This window comes from Cyanobacteria bacterium QS_8_64_29 (assembly GCA_003022125.1).
Lineage (GTDB): Bacteria > Cyanobacteriota > Cyanobacteriia > Cyanobacteriales > Rubidibacteraceae > QS-8-64-29.
On record PXQH01000045.1, the window covers coordinates 1 to 18085 of the forward strand.

At 64.6% G+C, this 18085-nt stretch carries 21 protein-coding genes; 11 read left to right on the forward strand and 10 right to left on the reverse strand.

All coding sequences use genetic code 11. The annotated features are described in order from the left end of the window. Positions 1-216: 216 nt before the first annotated feature. The gene (locus BRC58_07600) at positions 217-1167 is read right to left on the reverse strand and encodes a sugar kinase (GenBank protein PSP16981.1); all 951 of its coding nucleotides are present in this window, start codon (positions 1165-1167) and stop codon (positions 217-219) included. Positions 1168-1202: 35 nt separating this feature from the next. Between BRC58_07600 and BRC58_07605 the strand changes: the two genes are divergently transcribed. From BRC58_07605 to BRC58_07615, 3 genes are all read left to right on the forward strand, one after another. Beyond that, on the forward strand, positions 1203-1871 hold the full coding sequence (locus BRC58_07605; GenBank protein PSP16982.1) for a hypothetical protein: 669 nt from the start codon (positions 1203-1205) through the stop codon (positions 1869-1871). Next, positions 1858-2361 carry a hypothetical protein gene (locus tag BRC58_07610; GenBank protein PSP16983.1) on the forward strand — a complete coding sequence of 168 codons (504 nt, stop codon included), beginning with the start codon at positions 1858-1860 and terminating at the stop codon, positions 2359-2361. Before BRC58_07605 ends, BRC58_07610 begins: the two co-directional genes overlap by 14 nt. Positions 2362-2442: 81 nt before the next feature. Next, the gene (locus BRC58_07615; protein ID PSP16984.1) at positions 2443-4065 is read left to right on the forward strand and encodes a choline transporter; all 1623 of its coding nucleotides are present in this window, start codon (positions 2443-2445) and stop codon (positions 4063-4065) included. Here the strand turns inward: BRC58_07615 and BRC58_07620 are convergent. Continuing rightward, positions 4062-6167: a peptidase M3 gene (locus BRC58_07620; GenBank protein ID PSP16985.1), complete on the reverse strand. Its 2106-nt coding sequence runs from the start codon at positions 6165-6167 to the stop codon at positions 4062-4064. The two genes, BRC58_07615 and BRC58_07620, sit on opposite strands and share 4 nt — an antisense overlap. Before the next feature lie 126 nt (positions 6168-6293). Between BRC58_07620 and leuC the strand changes: the two genes are divergently transcribed. Genes leuC through BRC58_07635 form a run of 3 tightly spaced genes read left to right on the forward strand, consistent with a single transcriptional unit; the run spans position 6294 to position 8762 of the window. Continuing rightward, positions 6294-7703: a 3-isopropylmalate dehydratase large subunit gene (gene leuC / locus BRC58_07625; protein ID PSP16986.1), complete on the forward strand. Its 1410-nt coding sequence runs from the start codon at positions 6294-6296 to the stop codon at positions 7701-7703. Positions 7704-7711: 8 nt separating this feature from the next. Next, positions 7712-8326, forward strand: a complete 615-nt coding sequence (gene leuD, locus BRC58_07630; protein ID PSP16987.1) for a 3-isopropylmalate dehydratase small subunit — start codon at positions 7712-7714, stop codon at positions 8324-8326. Between the two features lie 7 nt (positions 8327-8333). After that, positions 8334-8762, forward strand: coding sequence for a dUTP diphosphatase (locus tag BRC58_07635; GenBank protein PSP16988.1), 429 nt, complete (start codon positions 8334-8336; stop codon positions 8760-8762). Here the strand turns inward: BRC58_07635 and plsY are convergent. From plsY to BRC58_07650, 3 genes are all read right to left on the reverse strand, one after another. Then, positions 8759-9397, reverse strand: coding sequence for an acyl-phosphate glycerol 3-phosphate acyltransferase (gene plsY / locus BRC58_07640; protein ID PSP16989.1), 639 nt, complete (start codon positions 9395-9397; stop codon positions 8759-8761). The two genes, BRC58_07635 and plsY, sit on opposite strands and share 4 nt — an antisense overlap. Before the next feature lie 67 nt (positions 9398-9464). Continuing rightward, positions 9465-9854, reverse strand: coding sequence for a DUF3119 domain-containing protein (locus tag BRC58_07645; GenBank protein ID PSP16990.1), 390 nt, complete (start codon positions 9852-9854; stop codon positions 9465-9467). 28 nt (positions 9855-9882) lie between these two features. After that, positions 9883-10698: an ABC transporter permease gene (locus BRC58_07650; GenBank protein PSP16991.1), complete on the reverse strand. Its 816-nt coding sequence runs from the start codon at positions 10696-10698 to the stop codon at positions 9883-9885. Positions 10699-10812: 114 nt separating this feature from the next. Between BRC58_07650 and BRC58_07655 the strand changes: the two genes are divergently transcribed. Both BRC58_07655 and BRC58_07660 read left to right on the forward strand, forming a co-directional pair. Beyond that, positions 10813-11394, forward strand: a complete 582-nt coding sequence (locus tag BRC58_07655) for a hypothetical protein (protein PSP16992.1) — start codon at positions 10813-10815, stop codon at positions 11392-11394. Between the two features lie 428 nt (positions 11395-11822). Beyond that, the gene (locus BRC58_07660) at positions 11823-12473 is read left to right on the forward strand and encodes a hypothetical protein (protein ID PSP16993.1); all 651 of its coding nucleotides are present in this window, start codon (positions 11823-11825) and stop codon (positions 12471-12473) included. A gap of 10 nt (positions 12474-12483) precedes the next feature. Here the strand turns inward: BRC58_07660 and tilS are convergent, their stop codons facing one another. The 5 genes from tilS to BRC58_07685 form a co-directional block, all read right to left on the reverse strand. Further along, positions 12484-13527, reverse strand: a complete 1044-nt coding sequence (gene tilS, locus BRC58_07665; protein PSP16994.1) for a tRNA lysidine(34) synthetase TilS — start codon at positions 13525-13527, stop codon at positions 12484-12486. A gap of 20 nt (positions 13528-13547) precedes the next feature. After that, a complete protein-coding gene (gene ccsB / locus BRC58_07670; protein PSP16995.1) occupies positions 13548-14582 on the reverse strand; it encodes a c-type cytochrome biogenesis protein CcsB in 1035 nt (344 codons plus the stop codon). Between the two features lie 99 nt (positions 14583-14681). Next, on the reverse strand, positions 14682-14879 hold the full coding sequence (locus BRC58_07675; GenBank protein PSP16996.1) for a hypothetical protein: 198 nt from the start codon (positions 14877-14879) through the stop codon (positions 14682-14684). Positions 14880-14892: 13 nt separating this feature from the next. Beyond that, positions 14893-16059, reverse strand: coding sequence for a 7,8-didemethyl-8-hydroxy-5-deazariboflavin synthase subunit CofH (locus BRC58_07680; protein PSP16997.1), 1167 nt, complete (start codon positions 16057-16059; stop codon positions 14893-14895). Between the two features lie 53 nt (positions 16060-16112). Then, entirely contained in the window at positions 16113-16724 is a 612-nt protein-coding gene (locus tag BRC58_07685) for a hypothetical protein (GenBank protein PSP16998.1), read from the reverse strand. A 97-nt stretch (positions 16725-16821) separates the two neighbouring features. On the opposite strand from BRC58_07685, the gene BRC58_07690 reads away from it, so the two are divergent. The 3 genes from BRC58_07690 to BRC58_07700 all read left to right on the forward strand — a co-directional run bounded on the left by BRC58_07690 (position 16822) and on the right by BRC58_07700 (position 17898). Next, entirely contained in the window at positions 16822-17064 is a 243-nt protein-coding gene (locus BRC58_07690) for a hypothetical protein (protein PSP16999.1), read from the forward strand. A 298-nt stretch (positions 17065-17362) separates the two neighbouring features. Then, positions 17363-17599: an AbrB/MazE/SpoVT family DNA-binding domain-containing protein gene (locus BRC58_07695; GenBank protein ID PSP17000.1), complete on the forward strand. Its 237-nt coding sequence runs from the start codon at positions 17363-17365 to the stop codon at positions 17597-17599. Beyond that, positions 17593-17898 carry an mRNA-degrading endonuclease gene (locus BRC58_07700; GenBank protein PSP17001.1) on the forward strand — a complete coding sequence of 102 codons (306 nt, stop codon included), beginning with the start codon at positions 17593-17595 and terminating at the stop codon, positions 17896-17898. The genes BRC58_07695 and BRC58_07700 overlap by 7 nt, the downstream gene beginning before the upstream one ends. Positions 17899-18085: the final 187 nt, after the last annotated feature.

The following is an 18085-nucleotide window of genomic DNA, read 5'->3' on the forward strand; positions in this document are numbered from 1 at the left end:
TCGATTTCGGCCCAAAGCTCGTCAGGCACGAGCGGCTTAGCCATGGCACAGATCGGAGCTCTCTACCCCTATCTATACCAGTTTTGTTAGGCGCTCTAAAGGGCGGGGCTTGTATCGCGCTAGTTTTGGTCAACGTTGCCGGCGATCACCAGCTCGAGAGCCGCAACCAATAGGCCGCGCTACCTCTTCCCTAGCTGGGAAGGGGCTTTCAAGTCGCTACGTGCCCTCGCGCGCCAACATCGCTGCCCCCCAAAGGGGAGCGGCATCGCCTAGCGCCGCTGGCTCGATTGCAACGCCGACCTCGGGAAGCGTGGTCGCGCGCGCTTGCTGGCGTACCTGCGCCCAAAAGCGATCGCCGGCCCGGGTAAGGCCCCCACCCAGCACGACCGCCTCGGGGTTGAGCAGGTTGGCGGCGTTGCCAATGCCCGTCCCCAGGGCCCAAGCCGCCCGGTCGAGGGCTTGCTGAGCCAGGGGGTCTCCACCAGCGGCAGCCTGACTGACTGTCTGCGCCGTCAGGGCCGCTAGCCCGTCGCCAGCCAGCTGGCGCAACAACGGGCCGGCCTGCGGGTCGCGCTCGAGCTCGGCGCGCACGTCTTGGGCAATGTAAGGCCCCGAGGCCAGACGCTCCAGGCAACCGCACTTGCCGCACAAGCAGCTAGGGCCGCTCGGGTCGATCGCGGCATGCCCGATCTCGCCGGCCACGCCGTTGGCCCCATGCCAAAGGCGACCGTTCAGGATCCAGCCACTGCCGATGCCCGTACTGACTGTGATGTAGAGCGCGCTGTTGCAGCCACGTGCGGCTCCCAAGCGATGTTCGCCCAGCGCCGCCGCATTGGCATCGTTGTCGATTTGGGTCGGTGCGTCCCAAGCGGCTTCCAGCCACTGCTTTAAGGGCACGTTCTCCCAGCCCGGCACGTGATGGGACAGCTGCGCGACGCCAGCAGCCGCGTCGACAGGGCCGCCAAAGCTAACGCCAATGGCAGCCGGTGTTTGACCTTGCAGCAACTCGCCCGCCAGCGCTTGCATGGTTGCCCAATTGGCCGCGCGGTCGGTACCAGGGGCAGAGACAGTCCGTTGGTACCGGTGCCACTGGGCCTCACCGGGCAAGAGCGTGGCGGCGGCTAATTTGGTGCCGCCAAAGTCTAGGCCAAAACCGGAAGCGACCATAGGCGATTGGGGGCTGCAGACGTTTGCTATAACAGATGGCGTGGGCAACTCAGCTGTTGGGGCATCGCAGTGAGGGCAATGCCATGAAACGGGCCGGCTGGCGGCAATGGGCCCTTGTCGGGCTGGGACTGTTGGCCGCAATCCCGGCTTTTAGGCAAGCAACTCCAGAAGCGATTTTAGACAGCGCCTACCAACACTTGCACGATGGCCACCACCGACAGGCCCGGCTCCAGTTTCGGGCCTTGGCCGAGCGCGGCGTCGCGCCCGCCCAGTTTACCCTGGGAACGCTCTACGACCGCGGGTGGGGGGGACCGCAAGACCCCGAGCGGGCCGTGCATTGGTACCGCCAAGCTGCCATCCAGGGATTTGCCAAGGCCCAATACGACCTAGGGCTGCGGTACGCGCAAGGGCAGGGTGTCCCGAAGGACTTGCAAAAAAGCTTGCGCTGGTACCGCAAGGCAGCCCAGCAGGGGGCGGCCAAAGCGCAGTACAACCTGGGACTGCGGTACGCCAACGGGCAAAGCGTCTCCCAGGATCCGCTGCGTGCCTACATGTGGTTTGAGCTGGCTGCCTCGCAAGCAGCCGCCGAGCACCTCAAAGCCGATGCCACTCACAACCGCCAGGTTATGGCTTCGCGCTTGAGCCCAGATCGGATCCGACAGGCGCAACGTTTGGCCCGCGAGTGGCAGCATGCCCACCAATAGCGATCGCAGCTACCGGTTCCCTCAAGTGGCGCAGTCAACGGTCAAACGCATTGCCAACCGGGCATTGCTAGGAGCAAGCAGTTTCCTAGTACTGCTAGTTGCCATGGTGCTAACAGCTCCCGGACGCGAGGGCGGCCAGCCCGATCGCGCGTCTGCCCCCAATGGCACCGTCGAACCGCCAATAAGGCACCAGCAGTGGCGCCTCGATGTCCTGCGCATTCGGCAGACCGATACCGTTGGTGACCCCCCCGTCAACAAGCAAGCCCAGCCGCAAAAGACCTTTGCTGTCGTGCTGCTGGCGATCGCCAATCGCGGCTCGGAAGCGGCTGCCCTGCCTGGCAGCTTGAAGCTCGCGGACGCCCAAGGGCGCACCTACACCGGTCGAGGCACGGGGGCAGCATTCGCCGGGGACTACAACGCCGAGCGGGCGATCACCAGCGCGTGCTGGCCGCTTACGAAATTCCCCAAGACGCCCAACCCAGACAGCTGATCTGGCAGCTCGGCCTGGGGTCAGACCAAACCTACTCCATCGCTCTCGACTAGCTACGTTTGCCGTCGCAACAGGAGCATCATGGAACGCCGCCGTCCCCCCCTCGCGCGCTTGCTCGATGCCATGGAGCCCTGGGTGTTTTTGCCCGCTGCTGCGGTCGTCATTGGCTTTGTGGCTTGGGGGGCTGCTTCCACCCAAAGCGCCAAGACCACCTTTAGCGCCCTGCAGTCGGGGATTGTCGAGACCTTTGGCTGGTTCTACATTCTGACGGCAACCCTCCTGCTTGGCGTGGTGGTTTGGTTGCTGTTTTCGCGCTTCGGTCGCATTCGCCTAGGCGGGCCCGAGACGCGCCCCGAGTTTGGCTATTTGACCTGGTTTAGCATGCTCATGAGCGCCGGCATGGGCATCGGGATCGTCTTTTTTGGGGTCGCCGAGCCCGTGCTGCACTTTGTTGATCCCCCAATTGGAGAGGGCCAAACCGACCAAGCGCTGCGCGAAGCCATGCGCTTTACCTTCTACCACTGGGGCTTGCATCCCTGGGCCGTTTACTCGGCACTTGCCCTGCCGCTGGCCTACTTCCACTTTCGCCACGGCCTGCCGCTAGCACCGCGATCGCTGCTGTACCCGCTGCTGGGCGAGCGGATTTACGGGGCCCCAGGCCATGCGGTGGATGTCCTTTGCACGGTGGGAACGCTGTTTGGCGTGGCCACCTCGCTGGGGTTGGGCGCCGCTCAGGTCAATGCCGGCCTGGGCCAGCTGTTTGGCATGCCCCAAGACACCGAGTCCCAACTCTGGCTGATTGGGATCATTACGGCGGCAGCCACCATTTCGGTCGTTTCGGGGTTGCACCGCGGCATTCGCTTTTTGAGCCAGTTCAACATCAGCCTGACCGTGCTCATTTTTGCCTTCGTGTTGCTGGCCGGTCCCACTATCTTTGCCCTGGAGCTGTTTTTGGATGGCGTGGGCTACTACGTGCAGACACTGCCAGTGACGAGCTTTCGCATCGAGCCCGGCACCGAGGGCGGGTGGCAGGCCAGCTGGACCTTGTTTTACTGGAGCTGGTGGATCTCCTGGTCGCCCTTTGTGGGCGTCTTTGTCGCCCGCATCTCGCGGGGGCGCACCATCCGTGAGTTCGTGACCACAGCGCTGTTGGTGCCCACCCTAGGCGGTTTCCTGTGGTTTGCCGCGCTTGGGGGCACCGGTATCCGCCTCATTCAAGCTGGTACCGGCAACATTGCCGAGCAAGTCGGGCAGAACCAGGCCCTGGCCCTGTTTTCGGTGTTGGAGCAGCTGCCGCTGCACTCCCTCACTTGGGCCTTGGCCACCCTGTTGGTGGTGATCTTTTTTGTGACCTCCTCCGATTCGGGATCGCTGGTTGATGACATGGTGACCTCAGGGGGGCATCCCAACCCGCCTAAGGTGCAGCGCGTGTTCTGGGCGCTGGCTGAGGGAACGGTGGCGGCGACGCTGCTGTCTTTTGGCGGGCTCCAGGCGCTGCGCCAGGCGTCGCTAACGACGGGATTGCCGCTAGCGGTGTTTTTGTTGGTGGCTGCCTACGGTTTGGTGCGCGCCCTGCGCGTGGACCATGCCACCCAGGGGGTGCCCACGGCCCAGCAACTGCAGGGTGGCGTTGAGTCGCAACCGGGCCAGGCGCCATCGGGCAGCGACCCGCTCCATCGCCCCCCGCCGGCCGACGGCCGCTAGGCTGCTGGCTTCAAACCGCTGTGCCGCAGCAGCGGCTCGGTTTGGGGCTCGCGCCCGCGGAAGGCCCGAAACACCTCCATGGGCGGGTGGCTCCCGCCCAGCGCCAGGACCGTATTGCGGAAACGGCGGCCGGTGGCCGCGATCGCGGCGTCATCCGCTAGGCCTGCTTCCTCGAAGGCTGCAAAGGCATCGGCGCTCAGCACCTCGGCCCACTCGTAGCTGTAGTAGCCGGCGGCGTAGGGGCCATCAAAAATATGGCCGAAAAAGCACAGGAAGGCATCTTCCGGCAGCGGTTGCAGGATGGTGGTGCGCTCGGCCACGCGATCGCGGATGGCCCAGGGCGTATCGGAGCCATCCGGGCGGTAGCGTTGGTGCAGCTCCAAATCCAGATAGCTAAAGTAAACCTGGCGCAGGGTGGCCGAGCCACTCAGGTGGGTGCGCGCAGCTAGCAGCTTTTGATACTCCGCCTCGGGCAGCGGCTCGCCCGTCTGGTAGTGGCGGGCCATGGCAAACAGCGTGGGGCGGTGGTAGCACCAGTTCTCCATGAACTGGCTGGGGAGCTCGACGGCATCCCACTCCACGTTGTTGATGCCGGCCGCACCCGGATAGTCCACCTGGGTCAGCATGTGCTGCAAGCCGTGGCCGAACTCGTGGAACAGCGTCTCCACCTCGTCAAAGGTCATTAGGCTGGGCTGTCCCTCCAGCGGCGGCGCTTGATTGCAGTTGAGGTAGGCCACTGGCAGCCGGGTTTGCAGGTTGCCGGTGGCATCGGTGAAGCGAGCGCGGTTGAGGCATTCATCCATCCAGGCCCCACCGCGCTTTTCGCTGGGCCGGCTGTAGGGATCGAGGTAGAAGCTTGCCACCGCGCTGCCATCGCGATCGCGCACGCGAAAGTAGCGCACGTCCGAATGCCAGACCGGGACCTCGCCATCGGCTGGCTCGATGGTGACCCCAAACAGGCGCTGCACCAAACCGAACAAGCCGTCCAACACTTGCTCGAACGGAAAGTAGGGCCGCAGCGCTTCCGCATCCAGCTCGAAGCGGGCCTCGCGCTGGCGCTCGGCCCAATAGCGAAAGTCCCAGTGCTGGAAGTCGCTGCCTTCCGGGGCGCTCCGCTCGGCAGCCAAGGCTTGCAGCTCGGCAACCTCGCGGGCGGCCGCGTCGTAGCTGGCGCTGCGCAGTTCCTCGAGCAGGCGCTCCACCGCCGCGACATCTGGCGCCATTTTCTGCGTCAGGCTCAGCTCGGCGTAGTGGTTGAAGCCCAGCAGCTGCGCTTTCTCCTGCCGCAGGGCCGGGATGCGCTCGATGATGGCGTTGTTGTCGTACTCGCCGCTCGAGGCGCGCGTAACGAACGCCCGATAGAGCCGCTCGCGCAGATCGCGCCGCTGCGCATGCTGCATAAAGGGCAAAAAGTTGGGAATATCGAGCGTTAGCACCCAAGGGCCAGCTTCGGTCGTCGCGTCGGTATCGCCGCGATCGCGAGCTGCCTGAGCCGCCAGGCGCAGCGCGCTCTCGGGCAGGCCCGCCACCTCATCGGGATGGGTCAGCCGGAGCTGGAACGCTTGGGTGGCATCCAGCACGTGGTTGGAAAACTGCGTCGAGAGCTCGGCCAGCTCGAGCTGGATGGCATTGAAGCGCTCCCGCCGCTCGCCCTCAAGGCCAACACCTGACAGCTCGGCATCCTGCAGATAGGCATCCACGATGCGTTGCTGCGCTCGGTCCAAGCGTTCCCAATCGGGGCCGTCGCGCAGCTGCTTGAGTGCCCGGTAGATGGGCGCGCTCTGGCTGAGCCGGTTGCCAAAGCGCACCACCTCGGGCTGCACCTGCTCGTGGGCTTGGCGCAGCGCGCTGCTGTTTTTGACACCCATGAGGTGATTGACAATGCCCCAGCTCCAGTCGAGGCGCTCCTCAATGCGCGCGAGCGGCGCCACCGTGCCTTCCCAAGTTGGGGTGGCGTTGGCTTCCAGCTCGCTCAGCTCCTGCTCGAGTTCCTGCAGCAGCTGCCGCATCCCCGGGACGACGTGCTTGGGGGCAATGCGATCGAACGGCGGCAACCCCTCGCCGATTAGCAACGGATTCTGGGCGACTGCAGCACCGGTCATGGGCAAAATCTCAAACGCGCAATGGGCCTGGGCCCATTCAGTTTAGCGGTTGCCAGTTCCTGGTGCGGGAGCGGCGCGAGCGCTGTCGGCTATAATTGCCGGCACAATGCACCGAGCTCGCCGGTCATGACCGCCCCGCAAACGCTATTCGACAAAATCTGGAACGGCCACGTGGTGCGCGAGCGCGACGATGGCACCTGCCTGCTCTACATCGATCGCCACCTCATTCATGAGGTCACCAGTCCGCAGGCGTTCGAGGGGATCTGGCTGGCCGGCCGGCAACCGCGCCGCCCCGAGGCGGCACTCGCGGTCGCCGATCACAACGTGCCCACCTCGGATCGCTCGGCCGGCATTGCCGATCCCGAGAGCCGCTTGCAGGTGGAAACGCTGGAGCAGAATGCGGCTGAGTTCGACATTCCTATTTTCCGCATGGACGACCGGCGCCAGGGGATCGTCCACGTCATCGGCCCCGAGCAGGGGCTAACGCAGCCGGGCATGACCATCGTGTGCGGGGACAGCCATACCGCCACCCACGGCGCGTTTGGCGCGCTGGCATTTGGCATTGGCACCTCGGAGGTCGAGCACGTCCTGGCCACCCAAACGCTGCTAGCCAAAAAGCCCCAGAGCATGCGCGTCACCGTGCGCGGGCAGCGGCCGTTTGGGGTGACCGCCAAAGACATTATCCTGAGCATTATCGGTCGCATCGGCACGGCTGGCGGGACGGGCCACGTCATTGAGTACGCGGGCGAGGCCATTCGCGAGCTGAGCATGGAAGGGCGCATGACTGTCTGCAACATGTCCATCGAGGCGGGGGCGCGCGCCGGCCTGATCACCCCGGATGACAAAACAATCGCCTACCTGCGCGGCCGGCCCCTCGCGCCCAGCTCGGCCTGGTGGGAGCGAGCGGTAGCGTACTGGCAGTCGCTGCCCTCGGATGCGGGCGCGCGCTATGACCGCGAGGTCACCCTCGATGCCGGCGAGCTCGTGCCGCAGGTGACCTGGGGGACTAGCCCGCAGGATGTGGCGCCGGTCACAAGTTGCGTTCCCGACCCACGCGATTTTGCCGATCCCAACCGGCGCCGCAGTGCCGAGCGCGCGCTGGCGTACATGGACCTGAGCCCGGGGACGCGGTTGCAGGATGTCGCGCTTGATAAAGTCTTCATTGGCTCTTGCACCAACGCGCGCATCGAGGACTTGCGCGAGGCGGCCCGCTTGGTGGAGGGCCGCAAGGTGGCCGATGGCGTCTATGCCACCGTCGTGCCGGGCTCGGGGTTGGTCAAATACCAAGCCGAGGAAGAAGGGCTGGATGCCATCTTCCAGCAAGCTGGCTTCGACTGGCGCGAGCCGGGCTGCTCCATGTGCCTGGCCATGAACGAGGATCGCCTGGAGCCGGGCGAGCGCTGCGCCTCCACCTCCAACCGCAACTTTGAAGGGCGCCAGGGGCGCGGCGGTCGCACCCACCTGATGAGCCCGGCCATGGCGGCGGCTGCCGCGGTGACGGGCCGGCTGACCGACGTTCGCGAGATGGTGGGCTAGAGACGGACATGGAGGCATTCACCGAACTCACCGGGATTGCGGCGCCGCTACCGCGCGCCAATGTCGATACCGACATGATTATCCCCAAGCAGCACCTCAAAACCATTAAGCGCACGGGCTTGGGCAAGGTGCTGTTCGACGAGCTGCGCTACGACGAGCGAGGGCAAGAGCGCCCCGAGTTCGTTCTCAACCAGGTGCCCTACTGCGACGCGCGCCTCCTGGTGGCCGGCGACAATTTTGGTTGCGGCTCCTCGCGCGAACACGCCCCCTGGGCGCTGCTCGATTTCGGCATTCGCTGCGTCATTGCGCCCAGCTTTGCCGACATTTTCTACAACAACTGCCTCAAAAACGGCATCCTGCCCGTGGCGCTGCCGCAGGCGCAGGCCGAAGCGCTCATGGCGGATGCCCAAGATCCCGAGACTGCCACGCTGACGGTCAACCTAGAGCACCAGCAGATCCGGCGCACCCGCGGCGAGCCCATCACCTTCGAGATCGATGCCTTTCGCCGGCAGTGCCTGCTTGAGGGCTTAGATGACATCGCCCTGACCCTGCAAGATGAGGCTGCAATTGCAACCTTCGAGCGGCAGCAGCGCGAGCAGCTGCCGTGGCTTTGGGCATCGTAGCCTCCCTATGCGCCTTAAGGTTGCCAAAACGCTGCCCTGGGCCACCCTGCCGCAGTACGCCCATCCCGACGATTCGGGGCTGGATCTGCGAGCAGCCGAGTCGGTCGAGCTCGAACCCGGCGGCAGCCGCGCGATCCGCACGGGCTTGGCCATCGAGCTCCCGGCCGGTACCGAGGCCCAAATCCGCTCCCGCAGCGGCCTGGCGCTCGAGCATCAGATCGCCGTCCTCAATGCCCCCGGCACGATCGACGCGGGCTATCGGGGCGAGATCCGCGTCATCTCGATCAACTACGGTCGAGCGCCCTTTCGCGTGACCGCTGGCATGAAAATCGCGCAAATGGTCGTTGCGCCCGTGCTGCACCCCACCATCGAAGCGGTCGAGCGCTTGAGCGAGACAGCGCGCGGCTCGCGCGGCTTTGGCTCGAGTGGCAGCTAGCGCGATTGCCCCAGCCGCGGTTCGGTGCCCTGCAGCAAGCGAGCGATGTTGCCGCGATGGCGCCAGACCACGTAAGCGCCGGCAACGCCGATGAAGAGCTGATAGGGCAGCGGCTCCCCAAGCATGATCGCCAGCCCCACTGCGGCAACCACCGCCGTCAGCGAGCCCAGCGAGACGATGCGCGATGCGCCTACCACCAGCGCAAATGCCACCGAGGTCCCCAGGGCAATCGTCGGGCTAAGCGTTAGCAAAACGCCCAAGCCGGTCGCTACCGATTTGCCCCCTGCAAACCCCAACCAAACGGGCCAGCTGTGGCCGATAATGGCGCCCAATGCAGCGGCCGCTGCCAGCCAGGGTTGCCATGCGGGCGGCAATATTGTGGGGCTCAAAACGGCATAGGCCCCCGCGACCGAGCCCACGGCCAAGATCCCTTTGAGCACGTCAACGCCCAAAACGACGGCGGCAGCTCGGTTGCCCACGGCGCGTGCCACGTTGGTGGCGCCCGTCGAGCCCGAGCCGCAGTTGCGAATGTCGACCCCGGCCAGCCAGCGGCCGGCCAAATAGCCTGTGGGCAGCGATCCCAGCAGGTAAGCGCCTAAAAACAGCAGGGTACTGACAGCCAGCGAAGCGAGCATCAGAGTTCAGCCAACGTGAGCGTTAGGGGCAGACGCCTGAAGATTGCGACTGGCGGGGAGCATGGTGTCACTGGTGCGGGCAGTGCTGGGTCAAGCACGCCCTCAGGCGCTTGGGGTCGAACAGGATGGGCAAAAAGTGAATGCTGCGCGTCTCCCGAAAGTAAAACAAGATGGGCACCCTGGCCCAGAAAATGCGCCAGTTTTGCCAGTCGGTATAGGGAAAGCGCCGGATGCAGTTACCAGCGCGATAAACATCTAGGGCGGTTGCTGTGAACTGCAGCCGGATCGTGGCCGTTTGATAGGTCAAAAACAAGGCAAACAGCGCCATCGCACCCCCCAGCCAAGGCTGGACGAGCGCGACCCCTATCGCGATCGCCACCAGCGCCAGCGGCAAGCGATAGTTAGGCGCTAGCGTGCCATCGGGGTCGGCGGCGTCCAATGGTCCCCCCGTTGCAATCGCACCTGCTCTCTATTGTAGGGACAACCTACAGATTGCCCGATAGGGCTTGGCCCGGTCCTTGGAACATGACCCAAGACAGAAAGAAATTCGTTACGAAGATCGCCAGCAGGGCTGTTACCACCGCTGTTGTAGTTGATTGACCGACTCCTTTAGCACCGCCAGTAGTGGTCAACCCCCAACTGCAGCCAATAATGGCGATCAGTCCGCCAAAGACAACGGCTTTGATCGCCATGTTGATGACATCCGATAGGTCCAGAAAGTCCCGTGCCGAGCTAATGAAAACGGAGCTGGAGAGATCATACAGGTTGGTCGCGATCGCCAACCCACCGATCAGCCCTGTTACCAGCGAAAGCAAGGTCAAAATGGGCAGCATCGTGCTGCAAGCCAGCAAGCGCGGCAGGACCAAGTAGTCGATGGGATCGGTTTTGAGTACGTAGAGCGCATCGATTTGCTCGGTAACCTGCATGGTGCCGATCTCGGCGGCAAACGCCGAGCCCACTCGCCCAGCCAAAATGACGGCGGTGAGCACGGGCACGAGCTCGCGCGTGAGCGAGATGGCCAGAACGCCACCGACCGCATCGCTGGCACCGAAGGTGATGAACTCCCGGGCCACCTGGATGGTAAAGACCATGCCGACAAAGGCAGCCGTTAGCAGGGCAATCCCGAGCGAGTCCGGCCCCACCACTGCCATCTGTTCGAGCGTATTGCGGCGGTGGATTTTCTGCGGCTGCAGGTGGATCAAGGTCTGACCGCCCAGGAAAATGGCAGAGACCAAACGCTGGAGCCAGCGGCCGAGCGCTGTAGTGGCAAGCGGGTTGCGTCTCGCTTTGCGATCTGCCATTTAAGAAAGCAGGCGCAATGACGTTCGAGCGCGCACTGTCCCGGATAGGCGAGCCTGCGGCGCGCAACTGACACGTTAACCTACAAACCAAACCTTCCCCGAATTCCTGGAGGCATGGCATCAGCCCCACCGAGCGAGCCCACCTACGATCACGCCGAGGCGGCTTATCTGCGCGGCGACTACACCGAAGCAGCGCAAATCCTTGAGGAACTGGCCCAGGCGTTGCCCGACGACCCCAGCGTTTTGCTGCTGTACGGCCACGTGCTCTACTGCTGCCAGCAGTATGCTGCTGCCCGGCCGCAATACGAGCGCGTCCTGCAGCTGACTGAGGAGCCGGACTTTGTTACCTACGCCCAGCAGGGGTTGCAGGCTGTCCAACAGTTGCAATCCGCCGCGGCGCAACAAGCGGCCAATAGCGAAGCCGCCGGCGAAGCGCCGGGCGAAACGGCAGTAGCTGATGCAGCCTCCGAAGTGCCCCAAGCCCGCTCGGAAACGGCGGACGATCCCTTCGCTGCCACCGCCGATACCCCATCAGCCGACTCTGCTCCCGGCGATGGCGACAATCCGTTTGCAGCCTCAGATGGCCCCACGGAGGCGAGCGAGTCGCAAGCTGCCGATCCGTTTGCGAGCGCGCAGCCGCAACTGAGGCTCCCAGTGAAGAGGGTCCCGCCGGGCTGCCAGACGAGGACCAGCTGATAGCCGAGACTGACTCGCTAGAGCCCAATCCCGCTGCTCTAGCCAATGCGGAAGCAGTCGATCCTGAGAGCCAAACGGCCGATGCCAAGGCACCGCCTTCCCAGCAACCGCCCGACACAGCCCGCGATCGCGAGCATCCCCAGTCTAGCGAGCCCGAAGCGCCAGAAGCGGCCTCAGCTGACACCCCCAATCTCGAGCAGGTGCCGGAAGTACCGCTCGGCCCAGAACCGAGCGGCCTACCCGAGGCAGAGAAGGAGCTTGCCTCGCGAGCATTATCAGCGGGCGAGGCACCCCAGGAAGAGGCGCTCGAGGACGTTCCGGAAGCGACTGAGGTACCTGCGGCAGCGGAGGCTACCACCGCCGTTTACCCGACTCGCGCTGAATGGCAATGGCTCCTCGCAGCAGCTGCTGGCATCACCGCGTCGCTGGTGCTGCTTGCGGGCAGCGCTGCCACCGCCGCGCTATCTATTGGGGGGCGCAGCAGCGTCAATTGGCCGCGGACGGGCCTTTTGAGCTTGGCAACCGGGCTGGCCAGCTTTAGTGCGACAGGGGCAGCTGCCCGTTACCTGGCCCGGCCCGCCGAACGGCACGAGACCAGCGGCGCTGCCATGGCAGCCGAGGTTGATGCCAGCGAGCTCCCCGATCCCTCCCAAGCCCCTTCCGAGCGCAAGCCCTCGCCCGATGCGGCGTTGCTGTACCTGGCCGAGGTCAGGCACCGCTACCGCTGGTTGCCGCAGCTCGCTCAGCCCGAGCTGCAGCTACTGGCCTACCAGCGCAATGACAGCAGCTGGCGGGCGACGCCCACCTCCGAGCTTGTGCCTTGCCAGCAGACCCGGCCATTCCCCGCTGGGGCGCTGGTTGCCGTGACGCTGGGGCCCGACCGCACGATCTGGGAACCGCCGCAACCTGCGGCTTCCCAGGCGATCGCCCAGCTGAAGCACTTTTCGCGCCAGCTCGAGAGCCACCGGCAACAGCGCGAAGAGATCGAACAGTGGAGGCAGTCGCTGGCCTATCAGGCCCGGGAATTGGAGCGGCGCAAGCGGGAGCTGGAGTCTGGCTCGAGCAGTGCGCCAAGCTAGCCGTAGCTCGCTAGCGCTTGAGGCAGATCCAGTCGCCATCGACCTCGGCATGGGTCGCGGCGGGCGCCGGGCGTTGTCGGGGCAGTTCGGCAGGCGGCCGCGCGGCCGCGCCCACCGGTAGCGACGCCGTTCGGGTGCGGTTGGGGGCCTCGATCAGGCGCGTTAGCTCCTCGATTTGTTCGAAAGTGGGTGCACGGGCCAGAACGCGCTGCAAAAACGCGCGCATGACGCGGCGCTGGAGGGCTAGCGGTGCCGAGTGAAGCGGGCGGCGATCGAGCCGCTGCGGGGGCGAGGGCTCGCCAGGCAGCGCTTGCTGGAGCAAAGCGTCGGCCTCGCGCTCGAGGTGGGCGACCTCAGCCCTAAAGATTTCGGCCGTTTGGGCCAGAGTGGTTTCCACGTTGGGATTGAGCTGGGCTTGCAGGTACGGCACGAGATCGGCGCGGATGCGATTGCGCGCGTAGCGGCGATCGCGATTGGCCGGATCGGACTGCACCGGCAGCTGATTTTGCTGGCAGAAAGTCCCCGTTTCCGCGCGCCCGATCCCCAGCAGCGGGCGCACCAAACGAATGCCAGCTGCCAGCGAGCGCTGCCAACCAAGCGCCTGCAGGCCATCCGGACCGCTACCGCGAACCAGGTTGTAGAGTAGCGTCTCGGCGCGATCGCTTTGGGTGTGGCCAGTGGCAATGGCTGAGAACCCTTCGCTTTGGGCAATCTCGACCAGCGCTCGGTAGCGCCACTCGCGCGCGGCTGCCTCAGTGGCCGGCAGCGGTGGTGCCGTTCGTTGGTGGAATGGCAGCTCCCACTGACCGGCAATTTGGCGGACGCGATCCGCCAGATCTTCATCGCCGGACCAGCGGTGATCGCAATGGGCGATCGCTAGCTGCCATCCCCACCGCTTGGGTTGCAAATCGCACAGCAGCTGCAGCAGGCAGAGCGAATCCTGGCCGCCGGAGATGGCCAGCAAAACGCGTTCGTGGGGCTCGAGCAGGCGATCGCGCTTGAGGGTTTGGTGAACGCGGGCGTGCAGCTGCGTCCAGCAAGCGGGGTTGCCCATGAGCGGCCGGGTCTAGGGCCCTACTGCAGGAACCAACCGTAGGAGTGCAGGCCAATGCCCATCAAATTGACGCCCAAATAGCAAATCCAGACCATCACAAAGCCTGCGGTAGCTAGCAGAGCGGGCTTGCGCCCTTGCCAGCCGCGCGTGATGCGGGCGTGCAAGTAAGCGGCAAACACCAACCAGGTGATGAGCGCCCAGGTTTCTTTGGGATCCCAGCTCCAGTAGGAGCCCCAGGCTTCGTTCGCCCACACCGCCCCGGCAATAATGCCCACCGTCAGCAGCGGAAACCCAAGGCCGATGGTGCGATAGCTGACATTATCGAGCGTGTCTGCCAGCGTCAGGCGCTGCGGCGAGAGCGTGCCCTCGCGATCACCAGCGGTGGGGGGAGCTTGGGCGGTCAGGACGGTCGCTTCTGCCGCCATTCCGGCGCCGGTGGCCCAGTCGGACGTTTCTCCCCCTTGGCCCTGCTGAGGCGCCGGGGCCGCCTCGGACGTTGCGGAGGGGCGGCGCTCGCTGCCAATGCCGATTGAACTACCGTGCAGTCGGATGGGCTGGCCGCGGGTGACGACCAAAAACGCCATGGCCAGCAGCGACCCCACCATGAGCGTGGCGTAGGCCAGCATCATGATGCTGACATGCATTATCAACCAATTGGACTGCAGCGCCGGAACCAGCGGCTCGGCCGATTGCATGTTGCTGGGCAAATAGAGGGCGGCAAACGCAACCACGCCCAAGCTCAAAGGAGCCGTTGCAACGCCCACCAGGCGGCTTCGGCTCCAGCGCTCGGCCAGCAGGTGGACTGCCGTTAGGCCCCAGGCCAAAAAAACGAGCGACTCGTACAGGTTGCTGATGGGAAAATGGCCCGATTCCAACCAGCGCGCCCCCAGCAGCCCGGCCAGGACCACATTGGCGATGGCCATACCGGCGGTTGCCAGCGCGGTCAGCTGCGGCAGCCGGGCAAAGGCCGCCGAGCTCCAGTAGAGCAGCATGGCCAGCAGCAGGATGGCAAAGGCGGCCGTGTCCAACCCCTTTTGCAGTGCGACCAGATCCATAGGGCGTGCTTGAGAACAGAGCGAGCCGGATGGGGTTGCCCGCGCTCTGGGCTCCCATAGTGCTATTGTATCGGCCTCGGGCGCTGCGCGAGCAGCCAGCTAGCGCTGCTGGCGCCTCTCGGCAGCCGGCCCCGCATCGGTGAGGCCGGCCCGCTCCATCATCGCAATGACGCCCCAAGCGAGTGCCCCACCGGCGAGCAGGCCGCCGACTAAAAGCCCAATATAGAGACGCTTGAGGCGCGCCAGGGTCTCCGGGCGGGGTGACGGGCGCTCACTATCAGATCCGTGCTCGGGCATAGTGCGCTGAGGGTTAGCGGGCAGCCGCTGCTTGGGCGGGAACCTCGGCAACGGGGGCGTAGAGCGTATCCCGCTGGCGGGCGGGGCGCCCCAGTTCGCCAATGGCCTGCCGCAGCGTTTCGGGGGGCATGCAAGTGCCGCCCTGCGCACCCGCCATGGTGGTGATGTGCTCTTCCATGAGCGTCCCGCCAATGTCGTTGCAGCCCCACTGCAGCGCTTGCTGAGCGCCGCTCAATCCCAGCTTGACCCAGCTGGGCTGCTGGTTGGGGATGCTGTTGCCCAGATAGAGGCGCGCCACGGCCGTTAGCAGCAGCGCGTCTTGCAGGTTGGGCTGCTCGCGCCCCACGCGCTTGCGCAGGGCCGGCGGGGCCCCCTGGCCGACGAACGGCAGCAGAATGAACTCGCTAATGTGGCCGCGATAGCCGCGATCGCGGGCCTGGCGTTGCAGCGATCGCAGCTTGTCCAGGTGGGCAATCTGGTGTTCGGGGGTCTCGATATGCCCCGAGAGCATGGTGCTAGTTGTAGGCACGCCCAGGCGATGGGCTGTCCCTACAATCTCCAGCCACGCCGCCGTATCGAGCTTCTCGGGGCAGAGTACCCGCCGGAGCGCATCATCCAACACTTCGGCCGCTGTCCCGGGCATGGAGCCAACGCCGGCATCGCGCAGTGCGGCGATCGCGGCTTCGTAGCTAATGCCGTCCTCGCGCGCAATGTATTGCACCTCCTGTGGGGAAAATGCGTGCAAGTGCAGCGAGGGCAGCGCTGCTTTGACCGAGGCGATCAAGCGGCAGTAGTAAGGCAGGGCGGCGCCCCCAATTTTGGCTTGGGGGTTGAGGCCGCCCTGGATGCAAATCTCGGTGGCACCGCGCTGCAGGGCATCGGTCGCCTTCTCGCGGATTTGCCCGGCATCCAGCCAGTAAGCCTGGGCTTGCCCGGCATCGCGGCGAAAGGCGCAAAAGCTGCAGTTCTGCTCGCAAATGTTGGTGAAGTTGATGTTGCGGTTGATGACGTAGGTGACCGCCTCCCCAGCTTGCTGCTGGCGCAGCCAATCGGCGCTCGCGCGAATGGCGGCGATGGCCTCCGGATCGGTTTGGCGCAGCAGCGTTGCCCCTTCGGCTGGGGCGAGCTCTGCGCCCGCGCAGGCACGCTCGAGAATGGCGGCAGTCGCTTGGGCTGGCACCGGCGGATTCGCTCGCGCGCAACGCCTTTGATTGTAACGTGGCGCTAGCGCCGCTACTCCTGCTTGACGCGCTCGGGGACGCTGACCGGTGACTGCTGGGCGAGCCGCTTGAGATGCTGGGCGCGGACCAGCTCACTAAAGTCCAAGCTGGAGCGGCCCTCCATCTCGGCCACGGCCTCAATCGCCGAGCGCAAGTGTTTGGCGGCTTCCTCGGAACTGTAGCCGCGCTGCCGGGCAACTTCAATGGCGGCCTCGTCGCTATCGAGCTGGGTGCGCACGCTGCGCGCATCCTGCCAGATCTGCCGGCCGGCCAGGACGCTCAAACCCCCGGCAACAAGCACCCCAACGGCATCGCCTTGGACGATCTCGACAGTGCCGCCCACCACACCTGCCAGCAGAACGCCTTGGTAGATGCCGGGTTTGAACCACTCAATGCCCAGCAGCCAGCTAACGGCCTCGAGCAGCAGCAGATCGCGCTGGGGCCGCGACAGGCGGCGCCACAAGTTGAAATTGATGTAAATGGGCCGCGCGCGGCGGTTCCAGGGCCAGGGAAAGGGGGTCTCGATGACCTGCGAGCGCCGCGGCTGGGGCACGATCTTGGTCACCATCCGCCCTGAGGCTGGCATGAGGTCAAGCAAGCGGCGGATTTCGGGTTCGGGGTTCATGACCGGTGCCCGCAGCGCGAGCGCAGTGGCGTTCGAGCTGTCGTCTTACAAACTACCATCGATTGTAGTGTCGCCTCGATGCGCCGCTCGCAGCGCCATGGATGCATTTAGCCCCACACCGCCCGCATGGACCGATCGCGCCGTCCATGCCCTAGAGTTTTGCTGTCCGAGCTGCCAGGCACCCGCCGCCCGGGCCCAACGCGCTTGGCTCAACCGGCGCGCCCCTGTCCTGGAAGCGGGCAACTGCCGCAAGTGGCAAGAGTTTTACCAGTGCGAGTGCGGCCAGGTTTGGTGGGGGTGGAGTAGCGATCGGCCGCCGCCGGAGCGAGACAATACCTGAAGCTTCTGTCCCAGCCCTAGGTTGCCCTCAGCCGCCATCCGTGAAGGAGAGTTGACAGCCTTAATGATAATGGCAGTTTTCCGCAATATCTGAGTATTTGTGCTTAAAGCGTGCGCGGTGCCAACCAACTATAGCAATCGTAGACTACATGTGAACGGAGCTAGCTTATTGGACAAGACTCTGGGACTCTCTCGAAATGGGAGTTAAAGCTCTCAGAGACAACCCCAATTATCCGTTCACGATCCACGTGTTTTTGCTATAGGATACACTTCGTATAAACTATTCCGGCAGGCTCGCGATGGCAACGGTGCAGAAGTGGGGGAACAGCTTGGGCGTTCGCATTCCCAAGGCTGTGGCCGAGCAAGTTGGTCTGGCTGAAGGAACTCAGGTGAGCTGCGAGCTCGCTGGTGAGGAAATCGTCATTCGCAAGCAACGTCCCCGCTATACGCTTGAGGAGCTAGTTGAGGGCATGAGTCCGGACAACGCTCATGCCGAGCTGGATTGGGGATCGCCCGTAGGTCAGGAGCACTGGTAGTGCGCGAGGGTATCCCCGAGCGCGGCGACATTGTCTGGGTAAACTTCGATCCGCAGCGGGGCCGAGAGCAGGCCGGGCATCGGCCGGCTCTGGTGCTGTCGCCGTATCGCTACAACGAACGAGGCACGCTCCTGTTGGCGTGTCCAATAACGCGACAGGTCAAGGGCCACCCCTGGGAGGTAAAACTGCCGGATGGTTTGGGAGCCCAAGGTGCCATCTTGGCGGACCAGATTCGGGCGTTGGACTATCGAGCCCGAACGATGGAATTTTTCGAGCAGGCCCCCAGTGAGGTCATATAGCAGAACAACTTTACTCGTGAACGGCATCTGTTAAAATAGCTGAAAGACCGGTGGCCGAATCTAGCTGTTGCTGATGGACCAAACTATTACGCACACCGTTAAGCTCCTCGAACTCTTCATCAATGATAAACCCAGTGCTGAAGAACTAAAAAGAGCCTTAGCGGTCAAGCTGAGCTGGGAAGGTTAC